This is a genomic window from Aeromicrobium panaciterrae, assembly GCF_031457275.1.
GTDB classification, from domain to species: Bacteria; Actinomycetota; Actinomycetes; order Propionibacteriales; family Nocardioidaceae; genus Aeromicrobium; species Aeromicrobium panaciterrae_A.
Genome location: NZ_JAVDWH010000001.1, coordinates 2,387,540 through 2,412,832 on the forward strand (window position 1 = coordinate 2,387,540; position 25,293 = coordinate 2,412,832).

The 25,293-nt window shown below is 64.0% G+C and carries 32 protein-coding genes; 10 read left to right on the forward strand and 22 right to left on the reverse strand.

Features of this window, described 5'->3' with window-relative positions; all coding sequences use genetic code 11:
• Window positions 1-56 precede the first annotated feature (56 nt).
• On the forward strand, window positions 57-359 hold the full coding sequence (locus tag J2X11_RS12185; RefSeq protein WP_309971393.1) for a DUF4287 domain-containing protein: 303 nt from the start codon (window positions 57-59) through the stop codon (window positions 357-359).
• On the opposite strand, the gene J2X11_RS12190 is transcribed toward J2X11_RS12185, so the two are convergent.
• Genes J2X11_RS12190 through clpS form a run of 6 tightly spaced genes read right to left on the reverse strand, consistent with a single transcriptional unit; the run spans window position 344 to window position 3,342 of the window.
• Entirely contained in the window at window positions 344-1,291 is a 948-nt protein-coding gene (locus J2X11_RS12190) for a PLP-dependent cysteine synthase family protein (protein WP_309971395.1), read from the reverse strand. The two genes, J2X11_RS12185 and J2X11_RS12190, sit on opposite strands and share 16 nt — an antisense overlap.
• A 10-nt stretch (window positions 1,292-1,301) precedes the next feature.
• Window positions 1,302-1,583, reverse strand: coding sequence for a MoaD/ThiS family protein (locus J2X11_RS12195; protein ID WP_309971398.1), 282 nt, complete (start codon window positions 1,581-1,583; stop codon window positions 1,302-1,304).
• The gene (locus J2X11_RS12200) at window positions 1,583-2,050 is read right to left on the reverse strand and encodes a M67 family metallopeptidase (protein WP_309971401.1); all 468 of its coding nucleotides are present in this window, start codon (window positions 2,048-2,050) and stop codon (window positions 1,583-1,585) included. The genes J2X11_RS12195 and J2X11_RS12200 overlap by 1 nt, the downstream gene beginning before the upstream one ends.
• Window positions 2,044-2,469, reverse strand: coding sequence for a hypothetical protein (locus J2X11_RS12205; protein WP_309971405.1), 426 nt, complete (start codon window positions 2,467-2,469; stop codon window positions 2,044-2,046). The genes J2X11_RS12200 and J2X11_RS12205 overlap by 7 nt, the downstream gene beginning before the upstream one ends.
• The gene (locus J2X11_RS12210) at window positions 2,453-3,037 is read right to left on the reverse strand and encodes a DUF2017 domain-containing protein (RefSeq protein ID WP_309971408.1); all 585 of its coding nucleotides are present in this window, start codon (window positions 3,035-3,037) and stop codon (window positions 2,453-2,455) included. The genes J2X11_RS12205 and J2X11_RS12210 overlap by 17 nt, the downstream gene beginning before the upstream one ends.
• Window positions 3,034-3,342, reverse strand: coding sequence for an ATP-dependent Clp protease adapter ClpS (gene clpS, locus J2X11_RS12215; RefSeq protein ID WP_396127880.1), 309 nt, complete (start codon window positions 3,340-3,342; stop codon window positions 3,034-3,036). The genes J2X11_RS12210 and clpS overlap by 4 nt, the downstream gene beginning before the upstream one ends.
• Before the next feature lie 60 nt (window positions 3,343-3,402).
• Here clpS and J2X11_RS12220 point away from each other — a divergent pair, with 60 nt between their 5' ends.
• Together J2X11_RS12220 and J2X11_RS12225 are read left to right on the forward strand one after the other, a co-directional pair.
• A complete protein-coding gene (locus J2X11_RS12220; RefSeq protein ID WP_309971414.1) occupies window positions 3,403-4,707 on the forward strand; it encodes a nicotinate phosphoribosyltransferase in 1,305 nt (434 codons plus the stop codon).
• The gene (locus tag J2X11_RS12225) at window positions 4,704-5,255 is read left to right on the forward strand and encodes an isochorismatase family protein (protein WP_309971417.1); all 552 of its coding nucleotides are present in this window, start codon (window positions 4,704-4,706) and stop codon (window positions 5,253-5,255) included. The genes J2X11_RS12220 and J2X11_RS12225 overlap by 4 nt, the downstream gene beginning before the upstream one ends.
• Here the strand turns inward: J2X11_RS12225 and J2X11_RS12230 are convergent.
• Window positions 5,252-6,307, reverse strand: coding sequence for an LLM class flavin-dependent oxidoreductase (locus J2X11_RS12230; protein ID WP_309971420.1), 1,056 nt, complete (start codon window positions 6,305-6,307; stop codon window positions 5,252-5,254). The genes J2X11_RS12225 and J2X11_RS12230 overlap by 4 nt on opposite strands.
• A gap of 94 nt (window positions 6,308-6,401) precedes the next feature.
• Here J2X11_RS12230 and J2X11_RS12235 point away from each other — a divergent pair, with 94 nt between their 5' ends.
• Complete coding sequence (locus tag J2X11_RS12235; RefSeq protein WP_309971422.1) at window positions 6,402-6,959, forward strand: hypothetical protein; 558 nt, start codon at window positions 6,402-6,404, stop codon at window positions 6,957-6,959.
• Here J2X11_RS12235 and J2X11_RS12240 read toward each other — a convergent pair.
• The 4 genes from J2X11_RS12240 to J2X11_RS12255 are packed head-to-tail and all read right to left on the reverse strand — an operon-like array spanning window position 6,956 to window position 9,913.
• Entirely contained in the window at window positions 6,956-7,990 is a 1,035-nt protein-coding gene (locus J2X11_RS12240; RefSeq protein ID WP_309971424.1) for a sulfate/molybdate ABC transporter ATP-binding protein, read from the reverse strand. The two genes, J2X11_RS12235 and J2X11_RS12240, sit on opposite strands and share 4 nt — an antisense overlap.
• Complete coding sequence (locus J2X11_RS12245) at window positions 7,987-8,706, reverse strand: ABC transporter permease (protein WP_309971425.1); 720 nt, start codon at window positions 8,704-8,706, stop codon at window positions 7,987-7,989. The genes J2X11_RS12240 and J2X11_RS12245 overlap by 4 nt, the downstream gene beginning before the upstream one ends.
• A 53-nt stretch (window positions 8,707-8,759) precedes the next feature.
• Window positions 8,760-9,524, reverse strand: coding sequence for a molybdate ABC transporter substrate-binding protein (gene modA / locus J2X11_RS12250; protein ID WP_309971427.1), 765 nt, complete (start codon window positions 9,522-9,524; stop codon window positions 8,760-8,762).
• Window positions 9,521-9,913 carry a TOBE domain-containing protein gene (locus J2X11_RS12255; protein WP_309971429.1) on the reverse strand — a complete coding sequence of 131 codons (393 nt, stop codon included), beginning with the start codon at window positions 9,911-9,913 and terminating at the stop codon, window positions 9,521-9,523. The genes modA and J2X11_RS12255 overlap by 4 nt, the downstream gene beginning before the upstream one ends.
• A gap of 70 nt (window positions 9,914-9,983) precedes the next feature.
• On the opposite strand from J2X11_RS12255, the gene J2X11_RS12260 reads away from it, so the two are divergent.
• The 3 genes from J2X11_RS12260 to J2X11_RS12270 are packed head-to-tail and all read left to right on the forward strand — an operon-like array spanning window position 9,984 to window position 12,141.
• Window positions 9,984-11,231, forward strand: coding sequence for a molybdopterin molybdotransferase MoeA (locus J2X11_RS12260; protein WP_309971431.1), 1,248 nt, complete (start codon window positions 9,984-9,986; stop codon window positions 11,229-11,231).
• A complete protein-coding gene (locus J2X11_RS12265; protein WP_309971433.1) occupies window positions 11,228-11,707 on the forward strand; it encodes a MogA/MoaB family molybdenum cofactor biosynthesis protein in 480 nt (159 codons plus the stop codon). The genes J2X11_RS12260 and J2X11_RS12265 overlap by 4 nt, the downstream gene beginning before the upstream one ends.
• Complete coding sequence (locus tag J2X11_RS12270) at window positions 11,707-12,141, forward strand: molybdenum cofactor biosynthesis protein MoaE (RefSeq protein ID WP_309971434.1); 435 nt, start codon at window positions 11,707-11,709, stop codon at window positions 12,139-12,141. The genes J2X11_RS12265 and J2X11_RS12270 overlap by 1 nt, the downstream gene beginning before the upstream one ends.
• Here J2X11_RS12270 and J2X11_RS12275 read toward each other — a convergent pair.
• On the reverse strand, window positions 12,138-12,371 hold the full coding sequence (locus tag J2X11_RS12275) for a MoaD/ThiS family protein (RefSeq protein ID WP_309971436.1): 234 nt from the start codon (window positions 12,369-12,371) through the stop codon (window positions 12,138-12,140). The genes J2X11_RS12270 and J2X11_RS12275 overlap by 4 nt on opposite strands.
• Window positions 12,368-12,847, reverse strand: coding sequence for a cyclic pyranopterin monophosphate synthase MoaC (moaC, locus tag J2X11_RS12280; protein WP_309971438.1), 480 nt, complete (start codon window positions 12,845-12,847; stop codon window positions 12,368-12,370). Before moaC ends, J2X11_RS12275 begins: the two co-directional genes overlap by 4 nt.
• A gap of 77 nt (window positions 12,848-12,924) precedes the next feature.
• Here moaC and moaA point away from each other — a divergent pair, with 77 nt between their 5' ends.
• The gene (gene moaA / locus J2X11_RS12285; protein WP_309971440.1) at window positions 12,925-13,911 is read left to right on the forward strand and encodes a GTP 3',8-cyclase MoaA; all 987 of its coding nucleotides are present in this window, start codon (window positions 12,925-12,927) and stop codon (window positions 13,909-13,911) included.
• A gap of 6 nt (window positions 13,912-13,917) precedes the next feature.
• Here moaA and J2X11_RS12290 read toward each other — a convergent pair whose 3' ends face one another.
• From J2X11_RS12290 to J2X11_RS12320, 7 genes are all read right to left on the reverse strand, one after another.
• Complete coding sequence (locus tag J2X11_RS12290) at window positions 13,918-16,425, reverse strand: hypothetical protein (RefSeq protein ID WP_309971443.1); 2,508 nt, start codon at window positions 16,423-16,425, stop codon at window positions 13,918-13,920.
• 70 nt (window positions 16,426-16,495) lie between these two features.
• Window positions 16,496-17,377 carry an oxygenase MpaB family protein gene (locus J2X11_RS12295; RefSeq protein ID WP_309971445.1) on the reverse strand — a complete coding sequence of 294 codons (882 nt, stop codon included), beginning with the start codon at window positions 17,375-17,377 and terminating at the stop codon, window positions 16,496-16,498.
• Window positions 17,378-17,407: 30 nt separating this feature from the next.
• Complete coding sequence (locus J2X11_RS12300) at window positions 17,408-18,340, reverse strand: alpha/beta hydrolase (RefSeq protein ID WP_309972365.1); 933 nt, start codon at window positions 18,338-18,340, stop codon at window positions 17,408-17,410.
• 5 nt (window positions 18,341-18,345) lie between these two features.
• Complete coding sequence (locus J2X11_RS12305; RefSeq protein ID WP_309971447.1) at window positions 18,346-19,446, reverse strand: lamin tail domain-containing protein; 1,101 nt, start codon at window positions 19,444-19,446, stop codon at window positions 18,346-18,348.
• A 9-nt stretch (window positions 19,447-19,455) separates the two neighbouring features.
• Window positions 19,456-21,144, reverse strand: a complete 1,689-nt coding sequence (locus tag J2X11_RS12310; protein WP_309971448.1) for a DEAD/DEAH box helicase — start codon at window positions 21,142-21,144, stop codon at window positions 19,456-19,458.
• The gene (locus J2X11_RS12315; protein WP_396127861.1) at window positions 21,134-21,403 is read right to left on the reverse strand and encodes a DUF3039 domain-containing protein; all 270 of its coding nucleotides are present in this window, start codon (window positions 21,401-21,403) and stop codon (window positions 21,134-21,136) included. Before J2X11_RS12315 ends, J2X11_RS12310 begins: the two co-directional genes overlap by 11 nt.
• 23 nt (window positions 21,404-21,426) lie before the next feature.
• The gene (locus J2X11_RS12320; protein WP_309971451.1) at window positions 21,427-21,990 is read right to left on the reverse strand and encodes a YqgE/AlgH family protein; all 564 of its coding nucleotides are present in this window, start codon (window positions 21,988-21,990) and stop codon (window positions 21,427-21,429) included.
• A 17-nt stretch (window positions 21,991-22,007) separates the two neighbouring features.
• Between J2X11_RS12320 and J2X11_RS12325 the strand changes: the two genes are divergently transcribed.
• Window positions 22,008-22,787, forward strand: a complete 780-nt coding sequence (locus J2X11_RS12325) for a MerR family transcriptional regulator (RefSeq protein ID WP_309971453.1) — start codon at window positions 22,008-22,010, stop codon at window positions 22,785-22,787.
• Between the two features lie 58 nt (window positions 22,788-22,845).
• On the opposite strand, the gene J2X11_RS12330 is transcribed toward J2X11_RS12325, so the two are convergent.
• Window positions 22,846-23,358 carry a hypothetical protein gene (locus J2X11_RS12330; RefSeq protein ID WP_309971455.1) on the reverse strand — a complete coding sequence of 171 codons (513 nt, stop codon included), beginning with the start codon at window positions 23,356-23,358 and terminating at the stop codon, window positions 22,846-22,848.
• Between the two features lie 139 nt (window positions 23,359-23,497).
• Between J2X11_RS12330 and J2X11_RS12335 the strand changes: the two genes are divergently transcribed.
• Complete coding sequence (locus J2X11_RS12335; RefSeq protein ID WP_309971457.1) at window positions 23,498-24,181, forward strand: TetR/AcrR family transcriptional regulator; 684 nt, start codon at window positions 23,498-23,500, stop codon at window positions 24,179-24,181.
• Here J2X11_RS12335 and J2X11_RS12340 read toward each other — a convergent pair.
• The gene (locus tag J2X11_RS12340) at window positions 24,168-25,208 is read right to left on the reverse strand and encodes a DUF3048 domain-containing protein (RefSeq protein ID WP_309971459.1); all 1,041 of its coding nucleotides are present in this window, start codon (window positions 25,206-25,208) and stop codon (window positions 24,168-24,170) included. The genes J2X11_RS12335 and J2X11_RS12340 overlap by 14 nt on opposite strands.
• Window positions 25,209-25,293 lie beyond the last annotated feature (85 nt).

Below are 25,293 nucleotides of genomic sequence, written 5' to 3' on the forward strand. Positions count from 1 at the left end.
GTTCGACGTACACATGAGAGCACGATCCAGACCAACCGTCAGAAGGGACAATTCAGATGTCATTCCAGGCATATCTCGACACCATCGAGGACAAGACCGGCCTCACTCCGCGTCAGCTCGTCACGATTGCCCAGACCAAGGGCCTCGACACTCCTGCCACCAAGGCCGGAGAGATCGTCGGCTGGCTCAAGGGCGACTACGAGCTCGGTCGCGGTCACGCGATGGCATTGGTCCACGTCATCAAGAACGGACCCAAGATCAGCTCCAAGCACGTCGGTTCAACGGGCGCCCATCGCGACGCGTCAGATGAGTTGTGGCTCGACGGCAAGGCCACGAACCCGGCTCAAGCCCAGAGCTGACCGTCGAGCTTGTCCTCTGCCTCGTCGAGGGTGCCTTCGTACGCGCCCGTCGACAGGTACTTCCAGCCACCATCGGCGACGACAAACACGATGTCGGCAGCCTCCCCTGCGGCAACGCACTTGGCGGCCTGCGCCAGCGCGGCGTGAAGGATGGCGCCGGTCGAGATTCCCGCGAAGATGCCTTCGGCTTCGATCAGCTCGCGCACTCGACGTACGGCGTCGCGCGGACCAACGGAGAAGCGTGAGTCGATCAGCGACTCGTCGTACAACTCGGGAACAAAGCCCTCGTCGAGGTTACGGAGTCCGTAGACAAGCTCGCCATAGCGGGGCTCGGCGGCGACGATGCGAACGTCGGGCTTGTTGTCGCGGAAGAAGCGGCCGACGCCCATGAGCGTTCCGGTCGTGCCAAGTCCGCCGACGAAGTGGGTGACCTCAGGCAGGTCGGCGAGGATCTCGGGCCCGGTGCCGTCGTAATGCGCTTGAGCATTGGCGGGGTTGCCGTACTGGTAGAGCATCACCCAGTCAGGGTTCTCAGCCGCAAGACCCTTGGCGACGCGTACGGCTTCGTTCGAGCCGCCTGCAGCAGGCGACGGGATGATCTCGGCGCCCCACATCGTCAGCAGCTGGGTTCGCTCGATGGAGGTGTTCTCCGGCATCACGCAGATGAGCTTGTAGCCGCGCTGGCTGGCCACCATCGCCAACGAGATGCCGGTGTTGCCGCTGGTGGGCTCGAGGATCGTGTCGCCGGGCTTGAGCAGACCATCAGCCTCGGCCTTGAGGATCATGGCGAGAGCCGCGCGATCCTTGATCGAGCCGGTCGGGTTCTGGTCCTCGAGCTTCGCCCACAGACGTACGTCTGCGCTGGGCGACAGCTTGGGGAGCCCGACGAGCGGGGTGCCGCCGACGGAGTCGATCAGCGAGTCAAAACGCATACAGGACCGATCAGGAGAGGGCGCCGCCGGCGACCGCGGGCAGGATGACCACGGTGTTGCCGTCAGCGAGAGGAGTGGCCAGGCCACCAGTGAAGCGGATGTCCTCGTCGTTCACGTAGATGTTGACGAATCGACGGACCTCATCGTTCTCCACGAGGCGTTCCTTGATGCCGGCGTGATCGACTTCGAGCTGGTCGATCAGCTCAGCGACCGTGGTGCCCGCGCCGTCCACGGCACGCTCGCCGCCGGTATAGGGACGCAGGATCGTCGGGATGCGGACCTCGATCGCCATCAGTGTTCTGCCTTCTGTTCGGTGGGTACATCTGTGCCGTCTACATAACGGTCTACGACGCTGACTTCTTCCTCGGTGACCTCGCCGTCAACGATCCGGTATGACCGGAAGTCAACAGGGCCGTCCTCGTGCGCGCCGTCGCGGGTCGACACGAGCACATAATGCGCGCCCGGCTCCCCCGCGAGATTGATGTCGGTGCGTGACGGATAGGCCTCGGTCGCGGTGTGTGAGTGATAGACGATGACGGGCTCTTCGTCGTTGTCATCCATCTCGCGATAGAGCTTGAGCAGATCGCCGGAGTCGAACTCGTAGAACGTCGGCGACATTGCAGCATTCAGCATCGGGATGAAGCGGGTCGGCAGATCTGAGCCAATGGCGCCGGCCACGACCCCGCACGCCTCGTCGGGGTGGTCACGTCGGGCATGCGCGATGATCGCGTCACGCGTCGCCAGGTCGATCGTCAGCACCCGCGGAGTTTATCGGCTATCTCCGCAACGAATTCAGCGTGACCGGTGACCAAGACGACGGAGCCCTGGGCGCCGTACTCGACGGCGAACTCGTTGATCAGTTCGAGCGCCGCATCGACGTCGTCTTGGACGAACGTACGGTCCTCACCGGGCCATGCATCGTCCTCGAACTGGAGGATGTCGGCGGGGGTCTCGCGGGAGAAGACGATCTCCTCAATGCCCTCGCCGCGGTAGCCGTATGGGAGGTGCCGCGACACCTCGCTCGCCTCCGCGTCCTCGCGGTATCCCACCAGTGCGACGACCTTGGGGTGGCCACCTGCGCGAATGCGTTCGAGCACTTCGTAAGCGGGAGGCAACGTCTCAATCGGTTCGAGCAAGTAGGTAGGCGCGTCGCCGACGACGTCAGTCCAGGGCAGCAATGAGGGTCTCCTGCACGTAGCCGAGCCAGTCGTAAATCTCTGACATCGCGACGATCGCTTCATCGGAAGATTCGCCAACCAGCATCGCGTCCTCTTCGTTCTCAATGCCAAGGCGTACGGCGAGCGAGAGTCGGATGTCGGTCAGCGACTTGAGCCATGACTGCACAGCGTCGGCGTTGAGCTCGACCTCGATGTCGACACCGTCGTCCTCGATCGGGGTCGCGAACGTCAGTCCGCCGTCGATCAGCGACTCGATCAGCACTTCGGCGTGATGCACCTTGGTCGATGTCAGCGAGCGTTCGGTGAGGCGGCGGAACTCTCCCGAGTCCTCCTCGCTGCTGCGGTAGGCGTCGGGAAGCAGTCGCGCGAGCACCGGATCCTCTGGCGGCACGGCGGACGCACCCATGCCGAGCTGGACCGCCAAGGGGTCGGCGTCGGACTCGGCCGCACCATTGCGATCGCGCAGCAGCTCGACGACCTGACCTGCGAGGTTGGCCAGTAGGTGCGCCTCGGCAGACGAGAACGTCGATACGAGGCCCCCGCGACGGCGACGCTTGAAAGGCTTCACTGCGCGTCAGCTCGGTCCAGCGTGGCCCACAGGCCGTACTCATGCATGGCCTGCACGTGACGCTCCATCTGTTCGCGGCTGCCGCTCGACACAACGGCCTTGCCATCATGGTGCACGGCGAGCATCAGCTCGTGCGCCTTCTCGTCGGTGTAGCCGAAGTAGTTGCGGAACACGTAAGCCACGTAGGACATCAGGTTGACCGGGTCGTTCCAGACGATGGTGACCCACGGATCCTCGAGCTCCACGATGGCCTCGAAGTCAGACTCGGCTATCTCGATGGGGGTGGGCGTGGTCACGTCCCCCATTGTGGCGCAGTCGTATGTCGCCGCGAAATGCTTGGGCACTGCAGGCATAGTCTGGCTCGCATGAGAGAGCGCTCAACTGCCAGTTCAGCTCTTCTGACCGATCGCTACGAACTCACGATGCTGCAGGCAACCCTGCGCGACGGAACTGCGCACCGATCGTGCGTGTTCGAGCTCTTCGCGCGCAGGCTCTCGGGCGGACGCCGGTACGGCGTGATCGCGGGGGTCGGCCGACTCCTCGATGCACTCGAAACCTTCCGGTTCGGCGAAGCCGAGCTTGCGTGGCTGCGGGAGGCAAAGGTCGTCGACGAGGACACGATCACGTGGCTCGCCAACTATCGCTTCAGCGGCTCGATCTGGGGCTACCCCGAGGGTGAGATCTACTTCCCCTACTCCCCCGTGTTGATCGTCGAGGGCACGTTCGCCGAGTGCGTGATCCTCGAGACCGTGTTCCTGTCGATCCTCAATCACGACTCAGCGATCGCTTCAGCAGCCGCGCGCATGGTCAGCGCCGCCGGCGACCGTCCGTGCATCGAAATGGGCTCACGCCGTACACATGAGCAGTCCGCGATCTCCGCGGCACGTGCCGCATACGTGTCCGGCTTTGCCGCGACCTCCAACCTCGAGGCCGGGCGCACGTACGGCATCCCGACGACGGGTACGAGTGCGCACTCGTTCACGCTTCTGCACGACACCGAGCGCGATGCTTTCAAGGCGCAGGTTCGGGCTCTCGGCAACGGCACGACGCTGTTGGTCGACACGTACGACATCCCCGAGGGAGTTGCGCTGGCGGTCGACGTTGCTGGTCCGGAGCTCGGCGGCGTACGCCTCGACTCCGGCGACCTGGTGTCGCTGGCCAAGTCCGTCCGCAAGCAGCTCGACGAGCTCGGTGCCACCTCGACCAGGATCACCGTCACCAGCGACCTCGACGAGCACGCGATTGCGGCGCTGGCGTCCGCGCCGGTCGACGGCTACGGAGTCGGCACCGCGCTCGTCACCGGATCGGGCGTACCCACGAGCAGCTTCGTCTACAAGCTGGTGGCACGCGTCGGTAACGACGGCGAGATGGTGTCCGTCGCCAAGGCCAGCAAAGACAAGACCTCTGTCGGCGGCCGCAAGTACGCACTGCGCCGCCAGACCAAGGCTGGCGTGGCAAAGACCGAGGTCATCGGCATCGGCGGCGAACCTGAGGGTCCCGGTCGCCTCCTGCTCGTCGAACTCGTACGAGGTGGCAAACGCATCCATCACGAATCCCTCGAGGCTGCCCGCGAACGCCTCAAACTGGCGCTCGACGAGCTGCCTCCAGCGGCCAAACAGCTCTCACGCGGCGAACCCGTCATCGACACAGCATTTGAGGATCTGTCATGAGAAAAGCATTGATCGTCGTAGACGTGCAGAACGACTTCTGCGAGGGCGGGTCGCTTGCGGTCGTCGGCGGCGCTCAGGTCGCCATCGATGTGGAAGCGCTCATCAACTCGGGTACGTACGGCGCGGTCGTCGCAACTCGCGATCACCACATCGACCCCGGCACACACTTCTCTGACAACCCCGACTTCGTCGACTCCTGGCCACGACACTGCGTTGTCGGGACGGACGGCGAGAAGTTCCACGCTCCACTCGCGGCACCGATGTTCGACGAGATCTTCTTCAAGGGCGAGTACACCGCGGCCTACTCGGGCTTCGAAGGCAAGTCATCCAGCGGGGCGCCGCTCGTCAACTGGCTCCGCACGTGGGGCATCGATGCCGTCGACGTGTGCGGCATTGCGACGGACTACTGCGTACGCGCGACAGCCCTCGATGCGGCAGCCGAGGGGTTCGCCGTCACCGTTCTCGAAGATCTCACCGCCGCGGTCTCCAACGACAACCTGCCGAAGGTCCGCGCCGAGTTCGACGCCGCAGGCGTCATGACGGGCTAGAGCAGCTCTTTCGCGAGCAGCTCGAGAGTCCGTACGCGACCAGGTGCCGTCCGCGGATCGGTGCCACGACGTGCCGACGCCACAGGATTCACCATGACTTCGTCAACGCCGAACTGACCAGCCAGCTCGCGAATCTGGGCCGACGCGTCACCGGGCGTACCAACGACGGCGCGTGCGAGGCCCGCATCGACGAGCGCGGCCTGCTGCGGGTGGAGCGTCTGCTCCTGCGCATCCTCGACCAGGTCGAGAGCCGTGAGCGGCTGGCCGGTGCGGAGCTTCGCCATGAGCTGCAGGTTGGGCAGCATCAGCGCTGCCGCCTCCTCAGCGGTCTCAGCGACGGCAGCGTTGACCGTCAGGAACGTGGTCGGTTCTGCGGTCAGCTCACTGGGCTGGAACTCGGACCGATACGTCGCAAGAGCTGCTGCCGTGCCCTGACCCGAGAAGTGGTGAGCGAACACGTACGGCAGACCCTTCGCGGCGGCCAGGTGCGCCGAGTACATCGACGATCCGAGCAACCACATGCGCGGCTCCGTCGAAGCGGCTGGAGTGGCCTTGAGAACGTATTTTGAATTCAGCGCTGTGTTCTGGCGCGGGATCGCGACGCGTACGCCTTCTGTGCCCATCAGCGCCATGACGTCGTCGAGGTACTGCGGGAAGTTTTCGATGTCGGTGTCATCGCGACCTGCCGCTCCGCGCAGCGCCATCGACGTGACCGGGTCTGAGCCAGGCGCACGACCGATGCCGAGGTCGATGCGGTTGGGGTGCGCGGCCTCGAGCAACGCAAACTGCTCGGCCACCGCGAGCGGAGCGTGATTGGGCAACATGACCCCACCAGATCCGAGCCGGATCGACTCGGTCTGCGCAGCGAGGTGCGCGATCAACACTGGCGGGGAAGTCGCGGCCACGGCCGGCATGTTGTGGTGCTCAGCAACCCAGAACCGAGTGAAACCGAGTCGATCGGCCGCTTGCGCCAGCGCGACGCTGGCGGCGATGGCGTCGCCGGTCCCCTGGTCGGATCGAACGGGCACAAGGTCGAGTACGGAAAGTCTCACAACTGGTTCAACCCACGAACACAGACAAACCTTCCGATTTGAGATGATCGATCATCGAGTCACAACTCAGCCCCCTCTCCCAGGAGCGTGTTTCATGACCAACGTCAACCAATCAACAGCCAATTGGCGACTGTTTGGCGGCGGTGGCCTCGCGCTCGGCGGATTTCTCTACGCGCTCACGTACATCCTGGAGAGGGACGGCTCCTATGACACGTCCTGGCTCGGAGTGATCTCACTCGCCATCGTTGGACTTGGCTTCTTCTTCGTCGCATATGGCCAGACCGGCAGCAATGGCGCGGTGGGCGCAAGCACAACGGGAAAACTTGCGCTGTACGCAACGTCCGGACTGTTTCTGCTGGACGCCCTCTTGCGGATCTTGGTCCACGAGGGTTCCGCAGTCGACTCGAAGGCTCTCGACATCCTCCAGCTCGCCATGGTGCTTGCGTTGGCGTGGGCAGCGTACGAAGTCTCCAAGAAGGCCGTCGCAACTGAAAATGCAGGGATCGCGTTGTTCGGCGTCGCAGCCTGGGCGGCACTCGTCCAGATCCTCAACTGGGCTGGCGGATACGGCTGGTGGCAGGCATTCGTGCTGGGCCTTTCGATCCTGGCTACTGGCGTGCTCTACATCAACAACAAGCCCGACACGGCCTAGACGTAGATCGCGACCTCGCTGGCTTTGACCGAGAGATAGACCTTGGTGCCCGGCATCAGCTGGAGATCGGCAACAGCAGCCACCGTGATGTCTGCGCTCACCTCAGCAGTGCGCACGCGAACCTGAGCACCGATCGGCTCGAGGTCGGTCACGGTGGCTGCAAACACGTTGCGAGGGCTGCCACCCGGAGGCTCAAGATAGACGCTCACGGCGCTGGGGCTGAACACCGCGACGGCTGCCTCGCCATCAACGACGGGTTCGCTCGAAAGACCTCCGACGAGCGATCCGTCGGGTGTGCGCACGCCTCCGCCCTCGGAGATCCCGCTCAGCAGGTTGAGACCAGCGATGCGAGCACCGAACTGGCTGCGAGGACTGGTGAGTACATCCTTGGTCGCGCCCTCCTCCACGATGCGTCCGCGGTCCATGACAATCACGCGGTCCGCGAGCAGAGCCGCGTCCAAGGCGTCATGGGTCACGATGACGGCGGTGCGCTCGGCGAGCACGCGCTTGAGCATGTGTCGCATCGCTGGGACGACCGTGATGTCGAGAGCTGCCATCGGCTCATCGAGCAGGAGCAGCCGAGGCTCGGCCGCGAGGGCGCGGGCCACACCGATCCGCTGCGCCTGACCGCCCGAGAGTTGTGAAGGCTTCTGGTCGGCGAGCTCGGATGCGTCGACCTCGGCCAACCAGCGCTTCGCCCTTGCGCGCGACTCCGATCGGCTGTGTCCGGCACTCCTCGGCCCGAACGCGACATTGTCGGTCACGTCGAGATGCGGGAACAGCAACGCATCCTGCGACAACAGAGCAGTTCCGCGGGTGTGCGGCTGCTTCCAGATCCCGTCACCGAACAGCACGTCATCGCCGAGTGTTGCTCGTCCCGTGTCCGGGCGCAGGATCCCAGCGATTGCCGCGAGCACTGACGACTTGCCCGCGCCATTGGGTCCGAGGATCGCCAGGGTCTCGCCGTCGGCAACATCGAAGCTGACGTCCACGTCGCGGTCCTCGATGGTTGCTTCGAGATGCAAGCTCATAGGGCGGTGCTCCTGGTCCCACGTACGAGGCCGATCACCAGGACGGCGACGACCACCAGCACCAGTGAGAGCGCGACGGCAGCATCCGGATCGACCTCACGCTGAAGGTAGATCTCCAGCGGAAGCGTGCGGGTGACACCTTCGAGGCTTCCGGCGAACGTGATCGTTGCACCGAACTCCCCGAGTGCTCGCGCGAACGAGAGCACTGCACCAGCGGCAAGGCCCGGCAGCACCATGGGCAGCGTGATCCGACGAAGGATCGTCGTAGGTCGGGCTCCGAGCGTGGCTGCAACGACTTCATACCGCTCCCCTGCCGTACGAAGCGTGCCTTCAAGACTCACGACCATGAACGGCAGCGCGACGAAGGTCTGCGCGATCACCACAGCTGTCGTCGAGAACGCGACCTGCAGGCCAAGGACGTCGACCGTCTCGCCGAGCAGGCCTTTGCGCCCGAACGTGTAGAGCAACGCGATACCGCCCACCACGGGCGGGAGGACGAGCGGAAGCAGCACGAGCGAACGCACCAAGGTCTGCCCATGAAACGTCATACGCGCGAGGACCAACGCCATGGGCACTCCCAGAAGCACGCACAGCACCGTGCTCACGGCCGACGTACGAAGGCTCAACCACAGCGCCGTACGCGACGAGTCCGAGCTGATCAGCGAGAAGAAGCTGTTCCAGTCAACCCGCGAGGCCATCGCGACAAGCGGAAGCACGATGAAGGCAGCTCCTGCTATTGCAGGAACGAGCACCCAGCGAGGCAATTGCATCAGGGCTTGCCGAAGCCTGCTGCGGCAAGAACGGCCTGGCCTTCGGAGCCCGTGATGAAGCTGATGAACGCCTCAGCCAGCCCGTCTCCGACGTTCCCCTTGATAGCAGCGATCGGGTAGGTGTTCACGACGTCTCCCGACTCGGGGAATTCGATTCCGTTGACCTTGTCACCAGCTGCCTTGACGTCGGTGACATAGACCAAGCCGGCATCGGCTTCACCCGAGATGACTTTGCCAAGTACGTCGGTGACCGACTGCTCCTCGCTGACCGGCTTGATGTCGATACCTGACGCTTCTTCGACCTTTGCCGCAGCAGAGCCACACGGCACTTGTTCGGCGCACAGCACGACCTTGACTCCCGATTTCGCGAGATCGTCGAGGGAGTTGACCTCCGCGGGGTTGTCCGCAGGCGTGGCGATCTCGAGGGTGTTGGTCGCGAAGTTCCTCGCGGACCCTTCGAGCAAGTTTGCGGTGATGGCCACGTCCATGTTCTTGGTGTCAGCCGAGGCGAATACATCTGCCGGTGCTCCCTGCTGGATCTGGGCGACGAGGTCTGAGGATCCGGCGAAGTTGAAGGTCACCGTGACGCCCTCGTGCTCCGCCTCGAACTGCTTGCCGAGTTCAGTGAACGCACCCTTGAGGGATGCGGCTGCAAACACCGTCAACGTCACCTTCTTGGTGGGCCCGTTCCGGTCGGCGGACTCGGATCCGCATCCAGCGGTCACAAGGAGGAGTGAGGCAACAAGGGCAACGAATCGGTTCATTCGAGACTCTCGATGATGACGTTGGTGGACTTGACGATGGCTACTGCGACGGAACCCGGTTCGAGTTCGAGCTCCTCGACGGCTTCAGTGCTCATGAGCGAGACGACTCGGAAGGGTCCGCACTGCATGTCGACCTGCGCCATGACGGCATCGGTCTTCACAGCGGTGACGAGCCCGACGAAGCGATTGCGTGCTGAGGTCAGAGATCCGGAGTCCGGCAGCGACTTCGCCTGGTCACGGGCGAACTCCGCGAGACGACGGCCGTCGATGGCCATCCGCCCCGAAGCGTCCTCAGTTGATTCCAGCGCATTGCTGCTGATCCAGCGACGAACAGTGTCGTCACTGACTCCGAGGAACTTCGCTGCGTCTGAGATCCGTATCTGCGGCACATACAGAACTCTAGGGCAGTATCTGCGGTTGCACCGATCGGAGCGTTTTGGATCGTGACAGGATCACTTCATGCCATCCGAAGTGATCGAGGTCGAGGACCACTTGGCGAACATCCTTCGGTCCGTCACACCTCTCCCGACTGAGACCATTCAGCTACGCCAGGCCGGCGGACGCACCCTTGCCAGAGACCTGATCGCCGCCCATGACATCCCGTCGTTCGAGAACTCCTCGATGGACGGGTTCGCCGTGCTGTACGCCGACGTGTCCAACGCTTCTCCCGAGAACCCTGTGTCCCTCGAGATCGTGGCCGACATCCCGGCCGGCACAGATCTCGACCCTCTCGTCGCCTCAGGTCAGGCGGCTCGCCTGATGACCGGATCCGTCATGCCGAGCTCCGCGGACACGATCGTTCCGTTCGAGCACACCGTCGAAGGACTCACCGATCGGCTCGACCGCGTGACGGTGATCGAGGCACCTCGTACGCAAGGTGTCTTCGTACGACGCCCGGCCGAAGACATAGCGGTCGGGGACCTACTGCTCCACGCTGGAACGCACCTCGGTCCGCGGCAGCTGGCATCGGCGCTCGCCGCAGGTCTCGTCGAAGCCCAGGTGGCCAGGACACCGCGCATCGCAATCGTGTCGACCGGCAGCGAGCTCGTCACCGACGGATCCCCGCTGGCTCGTGGTCAGATCCCCGACTCGAACAGTCCGATGCTCGCCGAGCTGGCTCGTGAAGCCGGCGCCGAAGTCGTCCTTCACTCGTCGGTCTCGGATCACGACGCCGAGGTCCTTGCTGTCGTCCAGGAGCTGGAGAAGCTCAAGGCAGACCTGGTGGTGTTCACAGGTGGGATCAGCGCCGGCGCCTATGACGTCGTGAAGTCGGCTCTGAGCGCCGAGGACCTCATGCAGTTCACTCAGGTACGGATGCAGCCCGGCAAGCCCCAAGGCTTCGGTGTTGCGCCGTCAGGGCTGGTTCTTTTCGGTCTCCCCGGCAATCCGGTCAGCACGGCGGTCTCGTGGGAGGTTTTCGTGCGTCCAGCCCTGCTGGCGATGCAAGGACGTACCGAGATCCATCGTCGAGTCATCCGCGTCAGGACGACGACCGGGTGGAAGTCACCATCAGGCCGACGCCAGTACACGCCCGTCGCGCTCGACACCTCCGACGCCGGCCAATGGACCGCCGGCCCGGCGTCCTCGGGCCACTCCGGTTCGCATCTGGTGGGGTCATTGGCTCTCGCCGATGGCTACGCCGTGATCGCCGCTGAGACCGAGGTCGTCGAAGCGGGCCAAGAAGTCGATGTCATGGTGGTGGCATGACTTCCCGTCAAGCAGCGGTCATCACCGTCTCTGACCGCGCGGCTGCTGGAACGTCCACTGACACGAGCGGACCCGCCGTGGCGGACCTCCTGCGCGAGGCCGGCTACACGTGTGACGACCCGATCGTCATTCCCGATGGCGCTGACTCGGTCGAACAAGCACTCCGACAAGCCATAGCATCCGGGGCACGGCTCGTGATCACGACCGGCGGCACAGGCATTGCACCGCGAGACGAGACCCCCGAGGGCACGGACCGCGTCATCACGCGACATCTCCCCGGCATCGTCGAGGAGATTCGCCGCGCAGCGGCCCTGGAGAAGCCCGGCGGAATGCTTTCGCGCGGTCTCGCCGGCGTCGTGGGAACAGCGCTGGTCGTCAACGTGCCCGGCTCGCGCGCGGCCGTGGCATCAGCCGTGCCGATCATCCTGTCCGTTGCAGGTCACGTCATCGACCAGCTCGACGGTGGAGATCACTGATGGCACCCGAGCTCAGCCTTGCGAAGATCAGCGAGATGCCCCTGGACGTGGCGGCTCACCTCGCTGCCGTCGAGGATTCAGCGGCCGGCGCCGTCGCCACCTTCATCGGAAAGGTGCGCGACCACGATCCAGAGGTTGATGGGGTGGTTCAGTTCCTCGAGTACGAGGCACACCCCGACGCCGAGACCTTCCTCATCGACATCGCACAACGGGTCATGGGCGATCACCCCGTACGGCTTGCCGTCAGCCATCGCATCGGCCGGCTGGAGGTCGGCGATCTTGCAGTAGTCGTCGCCGTCTCATCACCCCACCGAGCACTCGCCTTCGACGTCTGCCGCGACGTGATCGAGACCATCAAGGCGGACCTGCCGATCTGGAAGCGGCAGACGGACACCACGGGCGAAGCCTCGTGGAAGGGGATCGGGCCGAGCTAACCGCCAGCGAACGGCGGGAGCACGTCCGCCAGTTCCGCCTCAGCCAGGGAGTGGTCGTCGGGCCGCCGACTGCCGTCGACGAGCACGGCGCAGTGGCCCAGGATCGGACCCAACGCCGGATGGTCGCGTACGAGACCCTCGCGCAACTCCCCCACCGACGCCTCGGACCGAGACTCCGATGCGACCCCGGCCGCTTCGCGGGCACCGGCGAAGAAGCGGACTTGGATCACGCCTTTTCCTCGGGACGTACCCAGTCACCTGAACGGCCACCTGACTTCGCGATGACCCTGACGTCCTGCAGGCTGGCTGTTCGGTCGATGCCCTTGACCATGTCGATCACAGCAAGACCAGCAACAGAGACCGCCGTGAGTGCTTCCATCTCCACGCCCGTACGGTCCGCAGTCCGCACAGTTGCCTCGATGTCGACTCCAGAGTCGGTCACGACCAGGTCAACGGTCGCGCCGTGGATACCAATCACGTGAGCCAGAGGCAGAAGGGCCGGCGTCGACTTGGCGGCCTGAATGCCCGCAATCCGCGCAACGGCAAGCACATCGCCCTTCGGGGTTTCGCCCGAGCGAAGCAGTTCGATGACCTCGGGCGAGCACGTGACTGACCCTCGAGCAGTTGCCGACCGGACCGTCGGAGTCTTCTCGGTGACGTCCACCATCCGTGCATGACCGGATGAGTCGAGGTGCGTGAAGTCCATCGTCTGAGTGTCCCAGATCGCAGGCCTCATCGTTGTTTGAGTCAGCCGGTACGGCCTGCTGTCCGTAAGGTTGAGCCATGAAGCTCATCGACACTCACGGCCGGGTCGCCACTGACCTCCGGGTGTCGTTGACCGATCGGTGCAATCTGCGGTGCCAGTACTGCATGCCCGCCGAAGGTCTCGAGTGGATGCCCACCGAGGACACGCTCACGGATGACGAGCTCAACCGGCTGATTCGTGTCGGCGTCGAGATGCTCGGCGTACGCGACGTACGGTTCACCGGAGGCGAGCCGCTGCTTCGACGCGGCCTCCCCGCGATCGTGGCCGCCACAAAGGCGCTGCCGTCGGGACCCCGTACGGCCATGACATCCAACGGTCTTGGACTCAAGCACATCGCGAAGGCACTCGCCGAGGCCGGACTCGACCGGGTCAACGTCAGTCTCGACACGACTGATCCCGAGACCTTCAACAAAATCACTCGGCGTGATCGCCTGTCCGATGTCATCGAAGGCCTTCAGGCTGCTTCGGACGCCGGGCTCGCACCCGTCAAGGTCAACGCGGTGCTGCTGCGTGGCATCAACGATGTCGAAGCGCCCGATCTCCTCCGATGGTGCATCAAGCACAACTACGAACTGCGCTTCATTGAGCAAATGCCTCTCGACGCCCAGCACGGCTGGAACCGCGCGGAGATGATCACCGCAGCAGAAACACTGGCGTTGCTGGAGGAGCACTTCACTCTCACTCCCCTCGATGGGCGTGGATCAGCCCCTGCCGAGAAGTTCCGCATCGACGACGGCCCGCATACGGTCGGCATCATCGGATCGGTGACGCGCCCATTCTGCGGAGACTGCAACCGCGTACGACTCACCGCCGACGGTCAGATCCTCAACTGCTTGTTCGCGCGTGAAGAGTCTGACCTTCGGTCAGCCATGCGGGCCGGAGCACCTGATGCCGAGATCGCCGAGCGCTGGGTTGCCGCCATGGCGACCAAGCTGCCTGGGCATGGCATCGACGATCCGACCTTCCTGCAGTCGGCTCGTCCGATGTCATCGATCGGCGGCTAGCGGCCCTCAGGTGACCTTGGTGACCGTGCCCTTCGAGCTGAAGTACACCGCGCGCGTGACCTTCTTGCCTGACTTGGTCTTGGCGCAGTAGGTGAACTTCGTGGACAGGCGCGAGTGAGGCTGACCGGCCTTGAGCAACACGCTCTTGACCGATGTGCCCTTCTTGATCGCGTTGAACACGGACTCGAACTTCCGCGCCTTCGGATCACGGCAGGCGTCGTTGGTGACACCCTGCGCACGCTCCCACGTATCGAGGTAGGCCTCGGAACCGCGAGCCATGTCGTCGGCAATCGCGGCGCCACCCTGCTTGCGGAGGTCCTCAATCCAGTCCGGGTACAGACCGTAGTGCGAGACGCCATCAACGTTGATGTCATAGACGCGCTCGCCGCTGACCTGCTTGTCGATCGTCACGCCACCGAGCCCCTTGAAGGGGTAGGTCACCTTGTTCGGTGCGTCAGCACCGCGCGGATCGCCCTGAGCTCCGAGACCGTTGATGTCAGCGCCGTAGCCGATGCCGAAGTAGTAGCGCGAGTCTGCCCAGGTCAGGTGCTTCTTCCACTTGTTGACGAATCCAGCGCTATCTCCGGCGTACGGCGTGATCATGCCGCCGGCCTTGTAGATGCGGGGGTACGCGTCAGGCGTGGACCACGAGTGGCTCGAGACGACACCGGGGTACTTCAGCTTTTCCGTCGCATCGAGGGATTGCTTGCGGGCATTGACGCTCATGTGGTCCGGATCGAACAGCATGTGGCGCTTCGCCATTCCAGCGATCGTGTGGTCGCCAAGCGTCGTGAGTCCGAGAGCGTTGCAGTGCGGGCCGCTGCCGTAGAGGGGCAGCTTGATCGGCAGGCCCAGGCTGGCGACCGCACCAAAAAGTGCGTCCTGCTCCGGGATGACGTCAGGTGCCGCAGGCTGCGGGTTGTCTGAAACCTCAGGGTCAGGGTCCGTGCACTTGCGCATGTCCCAGAACGAGCCGGTCTCCAGGAAGTTGGCGCCGTTGACCAACGGGCCGATGGTTCCGCCGTCGCCGGCAACACCAGACAGAGCGTTGTCGAACTTGTTGACCAACTCCACCTGTCGCACGCCCATCTTGAAGACGTCGTCGAGCTGCTGATCGATCTCCGCGGCGGTGCACTGGGGTACGCCGAGCTTGGTCGAGCAGCCGAACGGCACGCTCGTCTCCATACCCATGACGACGGCGAGCTTGCCCTGGTTGATGACCTTGCGCGCCTCGAACGGGTCACCGACGATGCGGTACCAGCCCTTGCCCGGGCCGCCATTCTGAGCGTCGATGTAGCGCTCCAACTTGCGCATGTCTGCTGCCTGCAGGCGCATGGACGTCATGTCGTCACAGGAGTTGCGCTTGAGCGGGTAGATCGTGCAGAGCTGGTTGTTCTCGACCAGCAGGTTGACCAGGATGCGCTGGCCTCCGCGCCACGAACGCTCGAGCCACTTGTAGTAGGTGCCTTCGTGCGTGAGTGAGTTGGGAGCCGGCCAGTCCTTGAACGTCGGCCAGCCGACGGTGTCGTGGGGTGCGACGGGAACGCCGCCCTTGAGGAAGTTCTCGACGACTGCGCCGGAACCACCAGTCAGCGAGTGGTCAGGGCAGTCGACCAAAGCGGCCGCAACGCCGTACGGGTGCCAGGGGCGACCGCAGTGCAGCGAGCCACCGAGGAACTCAAATGCCATGCCGTGCGTGTGCGCGTCGACGTAGCCTCGTACCTCTTGGTACGAGGTCTTGCCACCGAACGGGTTGCCAGTGACGTTGACGTCAACCTCTGGCCATGCCTCACAGCCGGTCGTGACCTTGAGCGCGAATGCCGTCGCATCACCGTTCTGGAGCTTTCCATCTGCTCCGACACTGACGGCCTTGGAGCTGGCGGGCAACGTGAACGTGAACGCCGTGCCGACTCGCTGAACAGTCCAGTCGCTGGCGGCCGACGGCTTCGCCAAAGGTTTGATGGCAGCGCCACCTGAGCCGAGGAAGCTCGCAGGCTTGCCGAACAGCAGGTACGTACCGAGATCTGTGGCCTGGAAGTGGAAGGGCTCGGCCGCGGAGATGGTCTCTCCGGATGCCGTGTAGCCGCTACCTGCTCGCGCGACCCACTTGCTATTGCTCTTGGACTGGAGGGCGTAGCAACCGCCGGCCATCGCATAGCGATCCTGCGGCACCGATGTACGGGCGGGAGGCGACGCGGTCTTGACCAGAGTGGGGTCAGCCTCAAGGCGCTGAGCCTCGACACCGGAGACACCAGCCACCGCTGCGAGGGCGGTCGTCGGGTCGGCGGTTTCGGCCGACGCAGGTGCGCGAGAGATCGCATTCTTGGTCGCCGGGTCCGTGTGCGAGTGCGGCTTCGACTCGTCGACAACCTTCGGACCCGCTGTGGTCGACGTGCCGCCATGGAACTGGCCGGTCCACGCGGCATATGCCGGGAACGTGCCGACTGTCAGCGCGATCGTCACAACAGCGATCGAAATTGGCCAGAAGTGACGGTGCCGCATGACTCGTGACATTGGTTCCCTCTCGAAGTTACCCAGCTGTCACAACGAGACGCGCAACACAAAAGTCACGTGGAGTTACACCTCAAGCAACGGTTGATTCGTCACTCATTTCCGGCATCGACTCGGGGAACGTGCCCAGGCGCTCGATGATGAACCCGCCCGGATAGGACTTGATCCGCTTGAGATCAATGGCGTGCAACGGCTTGCGACGAGGTGGCATGAAGCGGACGATCCGGGCGCGCATCCGCAGACTGGCGCGCGACAGCCACACCACGGGCCGCGATGGCTTCTTGTAGTCGAAGGCCTTGAGCAGGTGGTCGTCCATCAGCGCGCGACTGAAGATGTTGGTGCCCCTGGCCAAGATCCGCGGGTAGAACGACACGAGCAGGTTGAGCGTCGCGTCCGCGACCGCGCGGGACTTGGCGTCGTACGCGAAGTGCGCGTCCTCGTACGTATCGAGCAGCTCTTCGAACTCGGCGAAGTCAGCCGGGATGTCCTTGATGCCCATGAGTCGGCCCATGCGCTGGTAATAGCGGACGGCCGCTACCTGCTCGTTCTCCGTGCCGCGACGCCATCCGTAGTCGCGGATCCAGCGCTGCGGGATCACGACGAAGGTGGCGAGGACATAGCGCATGTCGTCGTTGGAGATGTTGTAGCTGCCGTGCATCTGGTTCATGCGGCGTACGGCTGCGCGCCCCTTCTGCGACTCCATGCCCTCGTCGAGCACAGATTCGAGGACCAGGGCTGTGTCGTCGTGGCGCTTCTGCGTGTCTTCGGTGAACTCACCGGTGTCGAACAGCAACCTGCCGATCGACGGGACGGCGTACGTACGAAACAGCGCGAAACTCAGTGACTGCTGGACGTCCCATGGGAACTCGTAGTAGCTGACGATCCGTGAGATCTCCTCAAATTCAGTCTCCGGATCAAGCTCCGCGATCTTCCGTTGCCAGTGGTCACGCTTCATTCCACCGACACTATCGAGACAGTGGCACTGTCACAATGCCTGAGCGAGGAAGTCCACGACATCCTCAAGTGCCTGCTTCGCCGGAGGCGACACTCCCGGCAAACTCATGAACCCGTGGATCGCACCTTTGTACTCGGCATAACGAACTGGTACGCCAGCAGCGACGAGCGCATCGCGATAGTGCGCACCGTTGTCGAGCAGCGGATCGAGCTCAGCGGTCAGGATGAATGTCTTCGGCAGGTTCGCGTGCGACTCCGCGCGTATCGGCGATGCCCGGAAGTCCTCGGTTCCGTACTGCTCGCCAAGGTAGAGCCTGGCGAACGCGTTCATGTTGCGAGAGGTGAGCACTGGAGCCTCCGCATTGCGGAACTCAGACGGCCATTTGTCATACATCTCGACGCCGGGATAGATCAGCACCTGCGCGCGGATCTGTGGGCCGCCCGAATCACGGGCGAGCAGCGACACGACCGCCGCGAGATTCCCGCCCGCGCTGTCGCCCATCACTGCGATGCGCTCCGGGGTGATACCGAGGTCGTCGGCATTCTTAGCGACCCATTCGACCGCATCCCTGGCGTCCTCGACCCCCGCCGGGAACCGATCTTCTGGCGCGAGTCGATACGCCGGCGAGATGACGACGACGTTGTTTCGTACGGCAACCCGACTCGCCAGCCAACCCGACTGCTCGGGGTTGCCCTGCACCCACCCACCACCGTGGAAGTTCACGACGCACGGCAGCGGAGCGATCGAATTCTTCGGTCGGTAGACGAGTGCCCGGCGATCCTTGCCCCAGGTGATCTCTTCGACCTCGGCACCCTTGTCGAGCGATCCGAACACGCGGCGACCGATGGCCGAGGTCTGCAGCTTGCGCCGGTCAGCACGAAGCTTGGCGAAATCCTTCGCCTCCTCGACCGGCGTCGATACACGGCGCAGGGCAGCCGCGAAGATCCGCGTACGCATCGGCATCGAGCTCAACAGCGTGCCTTTCCGGAGTTGTCGCCCGTGTAGCGACAGATGTCTGCGACCTTACGTTTGCCATCGATCAGCGTGGCCGTGTCGCCCGAGTTGTTCCACACATCACCCCAGTTGGCGTGCTGCACAGGATTGCCGGCCGCGTCCAGCCGCTTGCGGCCCTCCGACGACAGGATCGTGAGCGTACCTCCGGCGGGGATCACGGTCTTGGGCATCCGATACTGGCCGTAGCCAATCTCGTCCCGCACGACCCAGCCAATGAGCTTCGCCGGGCTGCTGCCCGTATTGCGCAGGATGATCTTCTCGGACCTGCCGCTGTAGACAATGGAGTCGATCGTGACGTTCCTGTTGCTCGTTCCCGTACCAGCAGCGAACGGGAGCAACCCGATCTTGGCCCGGGTGATCGTCAGCTTTCGGTCAGGGCAGCCCTTCATCACCCGATCGATCGCGTCCTTCTCCCGCTGATCCACCGTCATGCTCCAACGTGCCTTCACCGCGATCCACGAGGCGATGTACTTGCACTTGTTGACCTTGGGGATGTACCACTGCGGATCGTCGGCAAGCTTGTCGTAGTTGAGCGAGGTCGTGGTCGGAACGAGGCCTCGCTTCTCCTTCAGGTCATTGGCGAAGCGAATCCGGGTCGCCTTGGTCCACTGGTAAGCGCCCGAGTCCCACGCCTCAGCAAGCGGAACAAGGTGGTCGATCTGCACCTGGAAGCTCTTGGTCCAGGTCTTGTTGTCGTAGTACGAGAGCCATTTGCCCAAGTAGATCCGGCAGCCCTTGCTGACAGGTACGAGCGAGTCTCGGGCGAGCACCTCTTGGCGGGTATCCCGGCAGTCCTTGTCGGCATCGATCCAGCCCTTGCCGAAGTAGGACCGGAGATACGCCTGCCTATCCTCCGGGATGACCTTCAGGAGACGGGACGCCTGACGAAACGACGTGACCGTCACCCCCTTGGCCGGCTTCACCGGTGGCGCTGCAGTCGCCGTCGGCTTTGCCGTGGAGTCACCGTCCGGCTCAGGCTCGATGTAGCCGTTCCACGCCAAGTACCCCACGACCACGAGCGCGACCATCGTGATGAACGCCCGAAGGGTTTTCATGGCAGCAGGCTAGCCCGAGGCCTTCAGCGCCCAGGCGCGCAACGCGTCGATGCGTTCCTTCAGCTCGACTGCAGAGGCCGCGGTCGCCGCGGGGCCACCGCATTCCTGTCGGAGGCGGCTGTGGGTCACGCCATGCGGTGTTCCGGTGCGGTGATGCCACGCGCCAACCAGAGCGTGCAGCTCCTTACGCAATGCAGCCCGACGTTCGAACGCGACGTCAGCCGCTGGCGTGCCCTTGGGGGCTGCCTTGGCTCGCTTGCTCCGCGACTTGCGGAGCAGCTCCGCAACCTGGTCCGGATCCAGCAGGCCCGGTATGCCGAGGAAATCGAGCTCGCCGTCATCGTCGGCCAGCGAGTCGTAGCCAAACTCGCCACCGTCATAGACGAGGCGATCGAAGGATGCGTCGCTGCCAAGCGCCCGGTATTCGCCGAGCTGGTCTGAAGCCGACTGCTCCTGCTGCGCCTGCGCCATCAGTTCTGCCTCAGCGGCGAACAGATCGGCTTCGTCCGACACTGGTCGGCCGATCACGTGATCGCGCTGAGCCTCAAGATCGGCGGCGAGTGCCAGCAGCGCCGGAACGCTTGGAACGAAGATCGACGCCGTCTCGCCGCGGCGCCGCATACGTACGAAGCGGCCGACGGCCTGCGCGAAGTAGAGAGGTGTCGCCGTAGTCGTGGCGTACACACCGACCGAGAGTCGCGGGATGTCGACGCCCTCGCTGACCATGCGCACCGCAACCATCCACGGCGTCATGCCCGCGGAGAAGTCAGCGATACGCGCGCTCGAGCCGGTTTCGTCGGACAGCACGAGTGTCGGCTCGGTCCCGGTGATGGCGGCAAGTACGGAGGCGTATTGGCGCGCGGTGTCCTGGTCGCTGGCGATCACGAGACCACCCGCATCGGGTACGTCGCGCCGCACCTCCATCAGCCGGGTGTGCGCGGCCTGAAGGACAGCCGGGATCCACGAGCCCTGCGGGTCGAGTGCCGTTCGAAGCGCTTGAGCAGTCGCCGCTCGGTCGAGAGGCTCCCCCAGTCGAGCTGCCACTTCATCACCTGCGCGGGTGCGCCAGTGCATCTGTCCCGAGTAGGCCATGAACAGCACGGGCCGTACGACGCCATCCTTCAGCGCGTTGCCATATCCGTACGAGAAATCAGCGACGCTCGAGACCGTGCCATCGTCGGCCGGTGCGTACGAGACGAACGGAATCGGGTTGTCGTCGGAGCGGAACGGTGTGCCGGTCAGCGCGAGCCTGCGGATCGCTGGTTCGCAGGCCTCCTGCACAGCATCGCCCCAGCTCAGCGCGTCAGCAGCGTGGTGGATCTCGTCGAGGATCACCATCGTCGCGCGGGTTTCGATACGCGTGCGATAGCTGTTGGCGTTGACGGCAAGCCCCGCGTACGTGACCGCAAATCCGTCGAAGTCGGCACCCAGCCGGCCCTGTCCGGCCAGCGATGGGTCGAGCGTGATGCCAATGCCCGAAGCGGCGAGTGCCCATTGGGTCTTGAGATGGTCGGTCGGCGTGACGATGACAATTCGTTCGACGATGCCACGAGACATCAGATCGGCGGCGATGGTCAGCGCGAACGTGGTCTTGCCCGCACCAGGCGTAGCAACCGTGAGGAAGTCACGAGGTTGCGTGCGTTGGTAGAGCTCGAGAGCGTCTCGCTGCCAGACCCGGAGGTGCTGGCTACGCGTCACCCGACGGGTCCCCCTCGTCGCCTTCGTTGAGGCTTTCCCAGATGTCTTTGCACTCCGGGCATACCGGGAAACGTTCTGGATCGCGGCTGGGAACCCACACCTTGCCGCACAGCGCGATCACGGGATGACCCATGATCATGGCTTCGGTCAGCTCGTCCTTGGGGACGTAGTGGGAGAACTTCTCGTGGTCCCCCTCCTCCGTGCGCATGTCAGTGCGCTCGTCCACCACCGTCTCTGTACCGCGTCCGAAGAAAGCCACGGCCTGAGTCTAACGAGGAGGGACTAGTTGGCGGAGGGGTCGTCAGGGAATGTCGTGAGGAATCTCGCGTCAGTGTCGAGTCGTCGCAACACCTCACGCCACAACGTCTCCGGCTGAGGTGAGACCAGGTCCTCGTCGCGGGCATCGATGACGAGCCAGGCGCCCTCATCGATCTCGTCCTCGAGCTGTCCGGGCCCCCATCCGGCATAGCCGGCAAACACCCGTAGTCCGGTGAATTCGCCGCGACTCGGCACAGGCCCTTCGAGATCGACGAGACCAACTCGGCCGGCCATCTGGCGCCATCCGATCGGCGGAGCACTCTGTTCGTCTTTGGGACCGGCAATGACTCCGAGCGCCAGGGCCGAGTCCATTGCCACCGGTCCCCCGTCGAACAGGCACACAGGAGCGTTGACCAGATTGGCCCAGTCGGGCAGGACATCATCGACGTCCGATTCGAGTGGTCGATTGACAATGACACCCAGCGCGCCGTCTCCGTCATGGTCCAGCAGGAACACGACACTGCGTGTGAACGGGCCGGACTCGATCGCGGGCGTCGCGACCAGCAGCCGTCCTCGCAGTGTGTCCATACCTCTATGATGCAGCCATGCCCAGTGACGCGTCGGCGGTCGAAGAATTCACCGTCGATGAGTTGGCGGCACGAGCCCAGATGACCGTCAGGAACGTTCGGGCCTACGCAGGTCGCGGCCTCATCGCAGCACCCCGGCTCGAAGGCCGTACGGGCTACTACACGCTCGAGCATTTGCAGCGATTGCAGCTGATCCGACAGCTCATCGATCGCGGCTACACGTTGGCGGCCGTCGAGAAGGCTGTTTCGGGCGCGCCCAGCGCAGCTGCGGGTCACGCTCTCGACCTGATCAACATCCTCGACCTGCCCAACGACGTCGCCGGCGCAGAAGTGCTGACACGTGACGGACTTGCCGCGCTCGCGGGCGTCGAACGCAACGACGCCCTCATCAACTCCATGGAGGAGTTCGGTCTCGTCGAGTGGGTTGACGGCGATCGTGATGTCGTACGACTTCTCGAGCCGGTCGTCGTACGTACGGGCGCTGCGGCAGTCGCGATCGGCCTGGCGCCTGAGACAGTCATCGCCCTGTTCCCAATCCTGCAGTCACGACTCCGCGAGATCGCCGACGCGTTCGTGAGCGAGGTGTCGGCCGAGATCATCCAGCCGTTTGTCGACGCTGGCCTCCCTGAGGACGAGTGGCCGAACATCCTTCAAACGATCGAGAGCCTGCTGCCGATTGCCAGCCAGGTGACTCTGGGAATCTTCCGCAGTCAGTTCCGCGAGGCGATCGACACCGAGGTCGGTCAGCAGCTCAGCGCATTGAGCGAAGCAACCAAAAAGGCTTCAGAAAAGAGATAACCCCGCCCGGCGCCGAGGGGGAGGGAGATGGCGCCAGGCGGGGTGATCGTTTACCCGGTCAAGCAGCGCGGCTGCGCAGCTTGCTGAGAAGCGAACCGCTGTGCGGTGCTTCGACCTCGGTGACCTCGGCGTAAACGACCGACTCACGTGCGGAGTCCTGCAGTCGCTTGCCGTGACCGTTGAGGTCCGGGTGGTTCCAAGGCACTCCGGCCGACGCGGCGAGAAGCGTGAGCTCCTTCGCGAAGGCCTTGCCGAGTGCGGGGTTGTTGATCTCGGCGTCGAGCAGGGTGCGCGCGCCAGGCATTTCGCCGGCGGCGTTGACCCAGGCACTGACGGCCATGATCTCGGGGGTGTCGACACCTTCGATGAGGAGGCGATCCAGCTGGCCACTGAGGCGCTGGAACCAGTTCATCTGGATGTCAAACAGGAGCTCGGTTTCGTTCGCGTAAGCCTCGCGGCCTCCGTCGACCGTGTCGAGCAGTTCGGTGAGCGTGATGTCGCGACGCTGATCAGCGATGGCGAGAATCTCGCGGAGTACTTCCTTGCGACGGTTGTAAGCATTCCAGGTCATGGGGTGCTCCTTTCGTCTCCGTCTGTACGAGAGTTCCATACCCTCGGTACGTACTCTCAGTATGTTGCATACCGACGATAAATACAAACCCTCGGTATGTGATCCGAGGCACAGAACACGCAGGTCATAGACTGGTGGGATGCCGCACCCGTCAAAAGTGGTTCACAAGAGCGTCCTACGCGCCACGCGCAAGACAACTCGACGCCAGGACTACTCCTCCAGCACCAAGCGAGCGCTGCTCGATAACGCCGCGCGCCTGTTCACCGATCACGGCTATGCGGGCACGTCGCTGGACGAGGTTGTCGCCGCGGCGCGAGTGACCAAGGGTGCCTTCTACCACCACTTCCCCAGCAAGCTTGCGCTCTTCGAGGCGGTCTTCGACCGAGTCCAGAGCAACACGACCTCACAGGTCGAGAAGGCGATCGAAGGCTCCAAGGACCCGTGGGAGCGCGCACAGATCGGCCTCGAGAAGTTCCTCGAGGTCTGCCGCGAGCCGCAGTTCCGCCGCATCTGTATTCAAGAAGGCCCGGTTGCCCTGGGTCACGAGCGTTGGCACGAGGCCGAAAAGGCCTCCACCCTCGGCATTGTGCAGCGTACGGTCGACGCGTTGCTCGAAGACTTGGGCGGCGGCGAGGACCTCAACGAAGCCTTCGGCATGATCTTCTACGGTGCCATCAAGTCGTCGTCCGAGTTTGTCGCCGACGCCGAGGACCCCAGCGCTGCCAGTGAAGAAGTTCAGGGCGCGATCGGAGCAATCCTCGCCGGTATGCGCTTGCTGCCGACGATCGATATTCCCCTCGGATCGGCGACTAGCGGAGCCTGACGGTTCCGTTGCCCTTGGGCGCCAGCTCGACGAACACCTTGCCCGGCTCGATCGTGATCGGCTGACCATCGGCACCCGTGAACGAGATCGTTGAGTCCAGATTCGGCTTGGACCAAGTCGCCTCGGTGACGGTCTTGCCGTTGAAGATCACTGCACGGCCGGTCCCCTTGACGACTGTCTCAGGCACCGGGTTGTTGGCGATGTCGGTGTATCCGGCGTCGACGATCTTGGCGAACATCACGATCATCGTGTCGGCCTTGAAGTCAGTGGCGCGCGGTGCGTGGCTGTTGGTGCGGATCCACTTGCCACCCTTGAGCGCCCAGTCGGTGTACGTGCCAGGCGAGAACCGCACAGTCGCGGCCCGCGCAGTCTTGGGCTCCGTCGCCGGCGTGGCTGATTCGGTCGGTGCCGGCTCGGTCTTGGCGTCCTCTGGAGTCCACGTGAAGTAAGGGCCGACAATCGAGGTCGGCTTGGCCTTGCTGGCGACTGTCTGGAGGTTGATCAACCTGTTGTACGGCCGAACCTTGCTCGGGTCGCTGCTGAAGCCCGGCGCGCCATAGTCCTCAGAGAAGATCGTCGTTCCGGCCCTCTTGATTTCCTTGTACGTCTTGTTGGCGCCACCTGAGGCGATGATCTGGCCGCCAACCGGGGCAGCGAGACCAATGTCTGTTGTACGCATCGAGCGGACGTGGCCGACCTTCGTCGGCAGGTCGCTGTAGAAGAACGCGGCCAGACGAGTCAGGCCTCCTTCGACGAGCTCCTCGATCACGAGGTCGGCGTTGTCGAGCCCGATCTGCGGCTCACCGCCGTACGTGTTCTCGATCTTGACGATGAACACCGGGTTGTCGGGGCGGCCGTCAGGCATCGGCGTGCCGTTCAGCGGCGAGATCTCAACAATCTTCTCGGCGGTGCTCTCATCCGGGTCGGGAGTGGTCTTGTCGTCGCCTCCGCCGGAGCAGCCCGCAAGGGCCAAAGTCGCAGCGGTGAAAAGGATGGCAGCGCGCGCAGAAGTCTTCGAAACAGGCATTGCCTCAGCATGCCGCATGGACCGAGCGAAGGCGCGCACCGGGCCAGTGTGGCGCGGTACGCGGTTCGGGTATTTGTTCAGACGG

Excerpts from the sequence above, each read along its gene's own strand:
- clpS (WP_396127880.1), bottom strand. The coding sequence starts at position 3,342 with ATGGGGGACGTGACCACGCCCACCCCCATCGAGATAGCCGAGTCTGAC.
- modA (WP_309971427.1), bottom strand. The coding sequence starts at position 9,524 with ATGAACCGATTCGTTGCCCTTGTTGCCTCACTCCTCCTTGTGACCGCT.
- J2X11_RS12320 (WP_309971451.1), bottom strand. The coding sequence starts at position 21,990 with ATGGACACACTGCGAGGACGGCTGCTGGTCGCGACGCCCGCGATCGAG.
- J2X11_RS12185 (WP_309971393.1), top strand. The coding sequence starts at position 57 with ATGTCATTCCAGGCATATCTCGACACCATCGAGGACAAGACCGGCCTC.
- moaA (WP_309971440.1), top strand. The coding sequence starts at position 12,925 with ATGAAGCTCATCGACACTCACGGCCGGGTCGCCACTGACCTCCGGGTG.
- J2X11_RS12290 (WP_309971443.1), bottom strand. The coding sequence starts at position 16,425 with ATGTCACGAGTCATGCGGCACCGTCACTTCTGGCCAATTTCGATCGCT.
- J2X11_RS12235 (WP_309971422.1), top strand. The coding sequence starts at position 6,402 with ATGACCAACGTCAACCAATCAACAGCCAATTGGCGACTGTTTGGCGGC.
- J2X11_RS12270 (WP_309971434.1), top strand. The coding sequence starts at position 11,707 with ATGGCACCCGAGCTCAGCCTTGCGAAGATCAGCGAGATGCCCCTGGAC.
- J2X11_RS12300 (WP_309972365.1), bottom strand. The coding sequence starts at position 18,340 with ATGCCGATGCGTACGCGGATCTTCGCGGCTGCCCTGCGCCGTGTATCG.
- J2X11_RS12220 (WP_309971414.1), top strand. The coding sequence starts at position 3,403 with ATGAGAGAGCGCTCAACTGCCAGTTCAGCTCTTCTGACCGATCGCTAC.
- J2X11_RS12195 (WP_309971398.1), bottom strand. The coding sequence starts at position 1,583 with ATGGCGATCGAGGTCCGCATCCCGACGATCCTGCGTCCCTATACCGGC.
- J2X11_RS12190 (WP_309971395.1), bottom strand. The coding sequence starts at position 1,291 with ATGCGTTTTGACTCGCTGATCGACTCCGTCGGCGGCACCCCGCTCGTC.
- J2X11_RS12265 (WP_309971433.1), top strand. The coding sequence starts at position 11,228 with ATGACTTCCCGTCAAGCAGCGGTCATCACCGTCTCTGACCGCGCGGCT.
- J2X11_RS12330 (WP_309971455.1), bottom strand. The coding sequence starts at position 23,358 with ATGACCTGGAATGCTTACAACCGTCGCAAGGAAGTACTCCGCGAGATT.
- J2X11_RS12325 (WP_309971453.1), top strand. The coding sequence starts at position 22,008 with ATGCCCAGTGACGCGTCGGCGGTCGAAGAATTCACCGTCGATGAGTTG.
- J2X11_RS12305 (WP_309971447.1), bottom strand. The coding sequence starts at position 19,446 with ATGAAAACCCTTCGGGCGTTCATCACGATGGTCGCGCTCGTGGTCGTG.
- J2X11_RS12260 (WP_309971431.1), top strand. The coding sequence starts at position 9,984 with ATGCCATCCGAAGTGATCGAGGTCGAGGACCACTTGGCGAACATCCTT.
- moaC (WP_309971438.1), bottom strand. The coding sequence starts at position 12,847 with ATGGACTTCACGCACCTCGACTCATCCGGTCATGCACGGATGGTGGAC.
- J2X11_RS12335 (WP_309971457.1), top strand. The coding sequence starts at position 23,498 with ATGCCGCACCCGTCAAAAGTGGTTCACAAGAGCGTCCTACGCGCCACG.
- J2X11_RS12225 (WP_309971417.1), top strand. The coding sequence starts at position 4,704 with ATGAGAAAAGCATTGATCGTCGTAGACGTGCAGAACGACTTCTGCGAG.
- J2X11_RS12295 (WP_309971445.1), bottom strand. The coding sequence starts at position 17,377 with ATGAAGCGTGACCACTGGCAACGGAAGATCGCGGAGCTTGATCCGGAG.
- J2X11_RS12340 (WP_309971459.1), bottom strand. The coding sequence starts at position 25,208 with ATGCCTGTTTCGAAGACTTCTGCGCGCGCTGCCATCCTTTTCACCGCT.
- J2X11_RS12240 (WP_309971424.1), bottom strand. The coding sequence starts at position 7,990 with ATGAGCTTGCATCTCGAAGCAACCATCGAGGACCGCGACGTGGACGTC.